10 protein-coding genes are annotated in these 8,473 nt (G+C 66.7%); 6 read left to right on the top strand and 4 right to left on the bottom strand.

Annotated elements, in window-relative coordinates; translation table 11 throughout:
* From NQ160_RS13915 to NQ160_RS13905, 3 genes are all read left to right on the top strand, one after another.
* Nucleotides 1-723 (top strand): peptide chain release factor-like protein (locus NQ160_RS13915; protein WP_257515808.1); only part of this gene is annotated, 723 nt, incomplete at its 5' end.
* Nucleotides 724-775: 52 nt separating this feature from the next.
* Nucleotides 776-1,186, top strand: coding sequence for a hypothetical protein (locus tag NQ160_RS13910; protein ID WP_257515807.1), 411 nt, complete (start codon nucleotides 776-778; stop codon nucleotides 1,184-1,186).
* 164 nt (nucleotides 1,187-1,350) lie between these two features.
* Nucleotides 1,351-2,562 (top strand): HNH endonuclease signature motif containing protein, encoded by a 1,212-nt coding sequence (locus tag NQ160_RS13905; protein ID WP_257515806.1) that lies wholly within the window; start codon nucleotides 1,351-1,353, stop codon nucleotides 2,560-2,562.
* Here NQ160_RS13905 and NQ160_RS13900 read toward each other — a convergent pair.
* Nucleotides 2,550-3,188, bottom strand: a complete 639-nt coding sequence (locus NQ160_RS13900) for an MAE_28990/MAE_18760 family HEPN-like nuclease (RefSeq protein ID WP_257515805.1) — start codon at nucleotides 3,186-3,188, stop codon at nucleotides 2,550-2,552. The two genes, NQ160_RS13905 and NQ160_RS13900, sit on opposite strands and share 13 nt — an antisense overlap.
* Before the next feature lie 12 nt (nucleotides 3,189-3,200).
* Complete coding sequence (locus NQ160_RS13895; protein WP_257515804.1) at nucleotides 3,201-4,307, bottom strand: DUF262 domain-containing protein; 1,107 nt, start codon at nucleotides 4,305-4,307, stop codon at nucleotides 3,201-3,203.
* A 383-nt stretch (nucleotides 4,308-4,690) separates the two neighbouring features.
* On the opposite strand from NQ160_RS13895, the gene NQ160_RS25055 reads away from it, so the two are divergent.
* Complete coding sequence (locus tag NQ160_RS25055) at nucleotides 4,691-5,623, top strand: rolling circle replication-associated protein (protein WP_441338266.1); 933 nt, start codon at nucleotides 4,691-4,693, stop codon at nucleotides 5,621-5,623.
* Here NQ160_RS25055 and NQ160_RS13890 read toward each other — a convergent pair.
* Nucleotides 5,602-6,996: a recombinase family protein gene (locus NQ160_RS13890; protein ID WP_257515803.1), complete on the bottom strand. Its 1,395-nt coding sequence runs from the start codon at nucleotides 6,994-6,996 to the stop codon at nucleotides 5,602-5,604. The two genes, NQ160_RS25055 and NQ160_RS13890, sit on opposite strands and share 22 nt — an antisense overlap.
* Here NQ160_RS13890 and NQ160_RS13885 point away from each other — a divergent pair.
* Together NQ160_RS13885 and NQ160_RS13880 are read left to right on the top strand one after the other, a co-directional pair.
* Nucleotides 6,989-7,258 carry a hypothetical protein gene (locus NQ160_RS13885; RefSeq protein WP_257515802.1) on the top strand — a complete coding sequence of 90 codons (270 nt, stop codon included), beginning with the start codon at nucleotides 6,989-6,991 and terminating at the stop codon, nucleotides 7,256-7,258. The genes NQ160_RS13890 and NQ160_RS13885 overlap by 8 nt on opposite strands.
* A gap of 136 nt (nucleotides 7,259-7,394) precedes the next feature.
* Nucleotides 7,395-8,165 (top strand): hypothetical protein, encoded by a 771-nt coding sequence (locus tag NQ160_RS13880; RefSeq protein WP_257515801.1) that lies wholly within the window; start codon nucleotides 7,395-7,397, stop codon nucleotides 8,163-8,165.
* 12 nt (nucleotides 8,166-8,177) lie between these two features.
* On the opposite strand, the gene NQ160_RS13875 is transcribed toward NQ160_RS13880, so the two are convergent.
* The coding region (locus NQ160_RS13875) for a serine O-acetyltransferase (RefSeq protein WP_374113658.1) at nucleotides 8,178-8,473 on the bottom strand (296 nt) is incomplete at its 5' end.

Below are 8,473 nucleotides of genomic sequence, written 5' to 3'. Positions count from 1 at the left end.
GCGCTGTTCGCCGCCGACCTGCTGCGGATGTACGTGCAGTACGCGGCATCCAAGGGGTGGAAGACCGAGGTGCTGGACCGCAACGAGTCCGACCTCGGCGGCTACAAGGACGTGCAGATCGCGATCAAGGGCTCGTCGAGCGACCCCGCGCAGGGGGTGTGGGCGCACCTGAAGTACGAAGGCGGCGTGCACCGCGTGCAGCGCGTGCCGGCGACGGAGTCCCAGGGGCGCATCCACACCTCGACCACCGGCGTGCTGGTGTTCCCCGAGGTGGACGAGCCCGACGAAGTGCACATCGAGCCGAACGACCTGAAGATCGACGTGTTCCGCTCGTCGGGGCCCGGCGGTCAGTCGGTGAACACCACCGACTCGGCGGTGCGCATCACGCACGTGCCCACCGGGATCGTCGTGTCGATGCAGAACGAGAAGTCGCAGCTGCAGAATCGCGAGGCCGGCATGCGCGTGCTGCGTGCGCGGCTGCTGGCGAAGCAGCAGGAGGAGCGGGATGCCGCGGCCTCCGATGCGCGCAAGTCGCAGATCCGTGGCATGGACCGCTCGGAGCGCATCCGCACCTACAACTTCCCCGAGAACCGCATCGCCGATCATCGCACCGGCTACAAGGCGTACAACCTCGACCAGGTGATGGACGGCGCGCTCGAGCCGATCGTGCAGTCGGCGATCGCCGCGGACGAAGAGGCGCGGCTGGCGGCGCTCGGGTCCTGACGGGGGTCTTCGACCCCTGGGCCGGACGCGGGGGAGTCGCTAGGGTCGCCGCATGGTCATGTTCCTGCTGCGCGCCCTGGTCTTCCTGGCATCGGCGGCCCTCGGGCTCATCGTGGCCGATGTCACCGTGTCGGGCTTCCAGATCGTGTGGGCCGACTGGTGGGGTTTCGTCGTCTGCATCGTGATCTTCGCCGTCCTGCAGAGCGTGCTGTCGCCCTGGATCGCGAAGGTGGCGCGGCGATACGCCCCCGCGTTGCTGGGCGGCATCGGCATCATCTCGACGCTGGTGGCCCTGCTTGTCGTGGTGCTGCTGCCGGTCGGAGGATTGCGCATCACGGGCGGCCTGGCGTGGATCCTCGCTCCGGTGGTGGTGTGGGTGGTCACCGCGGTGGCGACGGTGCTGCTGCCGATGGTGTTCATCCGGCGCAAGGCCGACGAGCGCCGCGATGCCCGGCGCGAGTAGCTGCCGCGGGGGCGCATGGTTCAAGAAGAGTGCGGTGCGGGTAGGGGGTTCGCCGGTGCCGGTTCCTCCCCCAGGGGTGCTGATGTGGGGAGTTGTCCACAAGCCCAGGTCACGCGTGCTTTCTGCGGGTTTCGATGTTGGTGGGTGTGGGCAGGATTGGGGGTATGAACACCTCCTCCACCACCACCACCGCCCCGGCACGGACGGCTGTCTTGTCGCGGGAGCAGGTGGTGTCCGGGCTGGAGGGGGTGCGGCGGCGTCGGGCGGAGGTGGATGCCGATGAGGCGTGGTTCATCTCCCAGGGCGAAGCGGTCGCGCAGGCGGAGACCGCGCGCATCCCGTCCAGTGAAGGGCGGGAGCGGGAGCTGCCATTACGAGGGATGGCTGCGGAGATCGCGGCGGTGCTGCGCCGCTCGGACCACGGCATGCGCGACCGTATGCACGACGCCACCCTGCTGGTGGACGAGTTCGCCGCGACGTTCGAGGCGTTGCGCGAGGACCGGATCGACCGGGTCCATGCCCGGATCATCCAGGACGCCGGTGCCCGCATCACCGACCCCGACGCGCGGGCCCGGTTCGAGCAGGCCGCGCTGGTGGTGTGCGAGGGGGACATCCCCGGGCGGGCGAAGCCGATCGTCCTGATGCTCGCGCAGAAACTCAACCCTGTGCCGCTCGAAGAACGGCACAAGGATGCCGCCGCGGGGAGGCGGGTATGGGTGCGGGACCTCGATGAGGGGATGGCGGAGATCACCGCGCTGCTGCCGGCGGAGCTGGCGTACGCGATCCGGGACCGGCTAAACCGGCACGCCCGCGAGATCACCGACGCCCACCGCACCGCCGCCGCGAAAGCGGCAGCCGCGGCCGCGGCACCCACCGCCACCGACGTCCTCGCGACGGACCGGCGCACCATGGACCAGATCCGCGCCGACGTGCTCACCGACCTGCTCCTCACCGGAAACGCCACCGCCCCGACCGAGATCGGCGCTATCCCGGAGGGTGCCTCGATCGTCGCGCAGGTGCAGATCGTCATCCCCGCGAACACACTCATCGGCATCGGAAGCGAACCGGCGGAACTGGTTGGGTACGGACCCATCGACCCCGACACCGCCCGGCACCTCGCCGCGACCGCGGAGTTGTGGGAGCGGGTGTTCACCTCCCCGACCACCGGCGCCGTGGAACAGGTGCTCACGTACCGACCCAGCCGGGAGTTGCGACGACACCTCGACGCCCGCGACGAGCACTGCCGGTTCCTCGGATGCCGAAGACCGGCCCGGCACTGCGACCTCGATCACACCCACGACGCCGCCCTCGGCGGACCGACCTGCGTGACCAACCTCGCAAGTTCTGAACCTGGCCCCCGAGTTCAAAGTCGATAGCGCTCATACAGAGCGGCTTCTTGTACCTGCTGGTTGAGGTCGGTGCACAGATCCAAGACGTCTGCGGCGACGGCACGTGCCTCGTCCGCCGTGATCGGTTGCCATCCCCCGTGCGCGATGCGGTGTCGACGACCGCAGAGAACCTCATCAATGAAGTTCTCGCGCATCTGGTATTTCTCAAGATAGGTGAGTCCCGCGCAGCCGAGAATGGACTGCAGTGTCGCCGCCGTGAGATTCCCGGTTTTGACAACCACTTCTGCATCGACCGCGAACGGTCGGGTCCCACGCTCATCGATTGCAGCCAAGAGGCCGACGACTTCATCCACTGACCGCTCCGGCTGCGCTGCGGTCCGGACCGCGTCGCGGAGCGCTAGACCCTGAAGTCCCGCGTTGAGGTCGCCGACGTACAGGCCGCGCGACTGAACGTACTCGATGTATCGCCGCACGGCTCCTTTGACGAACCCCTCCCAATGCGAATACGCCATCACATGGCACGAGCGCGCCAGCAGGCTCCGCCTGGGATCCATGCTGGCCCGAACCATATGCCGGAGATCGGCAATTTCCCGTCTCCGGTTCGCTAGATCGCTGTCCAAGTCGTCGACCAAGCGTTCGACGAGCGTCGCCATCGGAGGCTGGCCTTAGGCAGAGAACAGCTGACGGCCGAGCGGAATACTCTTTGCCATGCGTGCGTCAGCACGGACTCCCGTGGCGAATCCTGCACCGTAGTCGTCGCTGGTCCAGAACTCCTTGGCCTTCGCGGTGGGGTCAACCTCAGAAACGGACGCAAATCGATCGATGTTGTGGCCAAGACCCATGGCGATGACCTCGAACGACGTGTTGAGGAAAGGGCCGCCGAATCGCTGGCGGGCTTCATTCCAGCGCTTGAACGAAAGATCACCAGATGTCTCGTTGAGGAACTCAAACGTCTTTCGGAAGGCGGCCGCTTCGGCATCGTACTCAAAGTCCTTCGCCAACGCCATGCGCATGGCTTCGTTTGTGACGAACTCGCCGAGGTTCCCGATCGTCGAGATCTGGTCCGCAGGGAATCGGCGGAAGATCACGAAACGCAGAGCAAGTTCAAGGTGATACTGCTCTCCGATCAGTCGTTCGCTAAGTGCCACCGTCGAGAGGAAGTTGGCATCGGTTGCGAGGCCCGCGAGCCAGGTATAGAAGTCGCGATTCGTGCCAATGAGCATGCAGCTTCGGACCTCCTGCTGCGTCGCTTGAGAACCGTAGGAGTTCAGCCTCTGGAAAAGGTCATACTTGCTATCCGCGCTCGACTCGCGCTTGACGATCTTCAGGTCCAGCTTGGCGCGCTTGAAGTCGAGCCGCTGCGCGCTGGTGAGCGAGATTCCCTCGTCTGGGTCGTCCCATCGCTTTCCAGCGAGGGATGGCAGGAGGCGGGTGCCCTCGAGACTGATGGGCGGCATGAGGTTGCCCTCGTCGTCCTTGAGGATCCCCTGGAACTGGAGGATCGTCGAGAGCCTCTGAACACCATCAACGACATCCCACGAGCCGTTCTCTGACTGCGCCACAAAGATGGATGGCAAGGGAATCCCAAGCAGGATGCTCTCAACCAAACGTGACTTCTGGAGGTCATCCCAGCGGAACACACGTTGGAACTCTGGATGGACATCGATCTCGGCATCCCGGTAGAGGTTTGTTATCTCACCGATCGACATGCTGTACGAGTCGGTGAAGATCTCCCGTCGACCTGCTTCGATCTCCTCTTCAAGCGTCGGCATTGCGTCTCCCGTGTTGTCGGCCTGCGATGATCCTGGCATAGCCGCGGGACCTGCGCGCCGAAGGCGCGTCTTGACTTGAATCTGCAACATAACTCGGAGACGTGACCGGTCCCCGGCGGCAAAGGAATCGCGGAGCGATTCCGCGGCAGCCGCGCCGCGCAGCGGCGCTTGGGCTGTCGTGTCCGCCGGTTCTGCTTAGATGGTGTCGAACTCGTGGACGGTACGATCCCAGACCCTAGCGAGTGGATGACTGAGAACTAGAGGGACCCTTGTTTGGGAGGGTTGCGCGGCACTCTTCGGCCAGTGTCTGGACATAAACGCGCGGAACGTGACTGAACTTCGTTTGGGCCGCCTTCTGTCCGCGCGCCTCGAAGGTCACGCCCTTGTCCTCTCAGTCATCCCATCCGTTCGCCCCGCTCGCCCGTCCCGACGCGGGCTGGTCTTTCACCCTTGTTCCCGCCGCCGGAGAAGGTGGCGGGTCCTTCCGCACCTCTCTACGCCGCAAACCTGCCTATGTCGCCAGGGGGCAGGCGTCGGATCCCGAGCGCGCCGCCGCGGAGGCTGCCCGGCGTGCCCGGACCCGCTTGCGGCGCTACTGCGCGGCGAACGTCCTCAATCGCCTGGGCACTCTCACCTATCGAGGTGAGGGCAACCATGATCCGGCGCTCATCCGGGACCATCTCGGCCTGTTCTTCCGTGACCTCCGCGGCAGGCTCGGCGGTGACGCGTTCCCGTATGCGTGGGTTCCGGAGTGGCATAAGAGCGGCCATGGGCTGCACGCTCACTTCGCGGTGGGGCGGTTCATCAAGCGGTCGATGATCGAGGCGGCGTGGCCGCACGGGTTCATCTCGATCAAACTCATGGGCAACCTCCCGGTGGGGTCAACGCCCCTGTCCGAAGCGCGGATCGCGGGCGGCTACCTCGCGAAGTACGTGGCGAAAACGTTCGCGGATCCGGTCGCCCGCGACCTCGGCGCGCACCGTTACGACGTGGCGGAGGGCTTCCAGCCCGACCGGCTCCGTTTCACGGGGACAAGCCGTGAAGACGTGCTCGCGCAGGCGTCAGCGCACCTGTCGGCGTCGCCACACTCGGTGTGGGACTCGGCGGAGTCGGAGGACTGGCAAGGTCCCCCGACCGTCTGGGCGCAGTGGGGGGGCGATGATGCGCATGGATCCGGAGGCGCTGGCTGCGTGGGTGGAGCCGTCGTGTGCTCGTCAGGGCGTTCCGGTGCACGTGCCGGATCCAGGAGTACTCACCCGTGTGAGGGCGCTGGTAGCGCGCCGGCACCTGACCACTACAGCACCCACACCGGCTGAATACGTGCGGGGTCGAACCGGTTCACGGTCGCTGGCGCGACGGTGGCGTAATCGAGCACTGCCCGGATGATCGCGTGCTGACGCTCGAGGGTCATCTGTTCCCAGCCAGCCCGCAACGCCTCGCCGTTGCCCACCATGCGGTCCAGCGTGGTCGCGGTGGTCAGGCGGGCCAGCTGCTGGTCCACGCCGGTGAGCTTCGCCTCCAGGCGGTCGCGTGCGTTCTTCCATTCCACGCTGGAGATCGCGCCGTCCGTCCACATCCCGGTCAGCTCGAGCATCCTCGCCTGATACTTCTCCCGCTCGGCGGTAAGCGTGGCGTATTGGCCGTCCTGGGCGTGCTGCCCGGTGAGCACGGCCTCCATGTCGGGGGTGTCCAGGCGGTACAGCACCGCGGCGGTAAGCCATTCCTCCACCCGGGCCGCGTTGATCATGATCCCGCCGCACCCCCGGTGATCCGGACCGGACGAGCACACGTAGCGGCGCTCGTTCACCCGCGCCGCTGAGAACAACTTCCCGCCGCACTTCCCACACCGCAGCAACCCCGACAACAGGTAGCGGCGGGGCGCGCGTCTGCCGGTCGCGGTCTTCGACTCCATCACGTTGCGCACCTGCTGGTGATGTTCCGGGGTGATGATCGGATCCCACACCCCCTTCGCGACGACCTCGCCCCGGTGCACCCGGAAACCGGCGATCCGCGGGGACAACAAGATCCCCCGCACCGTCGTGGACCGCCGCTCGACCCCTGTCGCGGTCGGCACACCACGCTCCTGCAAATCCTCCGCGATCGCCCGGGCCGACTCTCCCGCGATGTACCGGCTGACGATCTCCCTCACGATCTCGGCCTCCGCCGGATTGACCGTCACCTTGTCGGACTCGTAACCGTAAGGGCGATTCGCGCCGCCGCTCGGCAGCCCCTGCTCCGCGTTCTGCCGCATCTTCCGACGCACCCGCTCCGACTTACGCCCCGACTCCTTCGCCGCGAACGCCGCGAAAACACGCGCCATAAACAGCCCGTCATCATTCCCAAGATTCAGATCCGCAGTCACCGTAGCGACCTGGCTGACGCCCGCCGCCTCGCACACCGCGGCGAACTGCTCCAACTCGATCGGACGGCGGGTGAGCCGGTCCATGTTGTACACGATCACCGCGTCCCTCACCCCGTCGCGCACATCCGCCAGCATCCGCTCATACGCCGGTCGCGGCTTCCCCGAGTACGCCGACACGTCGTTGTCCACGTACTCCTCTGCCACGACCCACCCCCGCTCCGCGGCGAGCCTGCGGTAATCCTCAAGCTGCCGCTGCACCCCCAATGCCTGCCCGGAAGGGTCCGACGAGATGCGGGCATAGACGGCGGCGGCGCGCGGGATGGTCAAACGGTCATACTACGAACGCGCCGACAATCTCGCGAACCTGTGTCCCGGACGACATCACCCCGTCAAGCACGGCACCGGGTGGAGCGTGGTGCAGAAAGCCGACGGCATCCTGGAATGGACCAGCCCCACCGGCAGGGTCTACACCGACATCCCCCGACGGGTGCTGGAGTTCATGGCCATCGCTGCCATCGACGAACCCGCACCTTTCCAGGGAGTTGCCTCCCGATCGCCGCCGGCTGACAGGGCCTTACGCGGTGCGTGATGCGCGTCGATCACGGACACCAGAGCGTTGCCGCAGCGACGCGCGGTGGCGCTATGGTGTCCCCAGGGTGACGAGAAGATGAACAGAAGCTGTTCGCCGGGGGCTTGTCAGGGGACTTTTGGGGGATGAAATGGCGATGCCTGTCGACGACGACACGACGGATGCTTCGGGACGGACGGCGGCGCAGCGTCCGCCGGTGCGGCTGACGATCCGGGCGCGCACCGTCATCACGGTGCTGGGCGTGATCAGCGCGGCCTTGGCGTTGCTGCACATCGCTGTGCACGGCGCGGCGTGGCCCGGCCTGCTCAACTATGAGGGGCGGGTCGTCGGCGCGTTCGACATGGACTCCGAGACCAGCATCCCGACATGGTTCAACATGATGCTGCTCCTCGGCATCGGCGCGATGCTCGGTGCGATCGCCCAGGCGACGACCGACCGACGCGACCGGCGCATGTGGATGATCTTCGCCATGGTGTTCGTCTTCCTTTCGCTCGACGAGGGCGCCGCTCTGCACGAGAGCCTGATGTATGCCACGCGCAACATGCTCGGCATCACCGGCGGGCCGCTCTGGTACGCGTGGGTCATTCCCGTCGGCATCGTGCTGCTCATCGCCGCGCCCTTCGTCATCGGCTTCGTCCTGCGTCTTCCCGCTCGCACGCGTGCGCTGATGATCCTCGCCGCGGTGATGTACGTCGGGGGTGCCATCGGCATCGAGATCGCGAGCGCCACCGCCGGTGCCGAGGTCGAGTCGCTCCTGCGCGACGAAAACGACCCCGTCGTGTGGATGCTTGCCGCGTTCGAGGAGACCCTCGAACTCGCCGGACTCACGGTGATGGCTGCCGCCGTCATCCTCCACCTGCGCGATCACGCGCTGGCGGGGAGGGCCCTGGGTATCGAGGTGCGCTGAAGCGCGCTCGCGTCAGATGAAGTACTCCGGCGCCGTCAGCAGCGCGCGGGTGTCCTCGCCGGGTGTGCGCTTGCGCGCCTTCGCAGGTACGCCCACCAGCACGCTGTCGGCCGGGGCATCCTTGGTCACCACGGCGTTCGCGCCGATGGCGGTGCCCGCACCGATCGTGACGGGACCGAGAACCTTCGCACCGGCGCCCACCAGCACGCGATCCCCGAGGGTGGGATGCCGCTTGCCCCCGTTGCGCGTCCGGCCGCCGAGCGTGACCCCGTGGTAGAGCAGCACGTCGTCGCCGATCTCGGCGGTCT

It is taken from the genome of Microbacterium sp. zg.Y909 (assembly GCF_024626565.1).
Note: the sequence above shows the minus strand (reverse complement) of the source record. Positions and strands in the feature narration are given on the sequence as shown.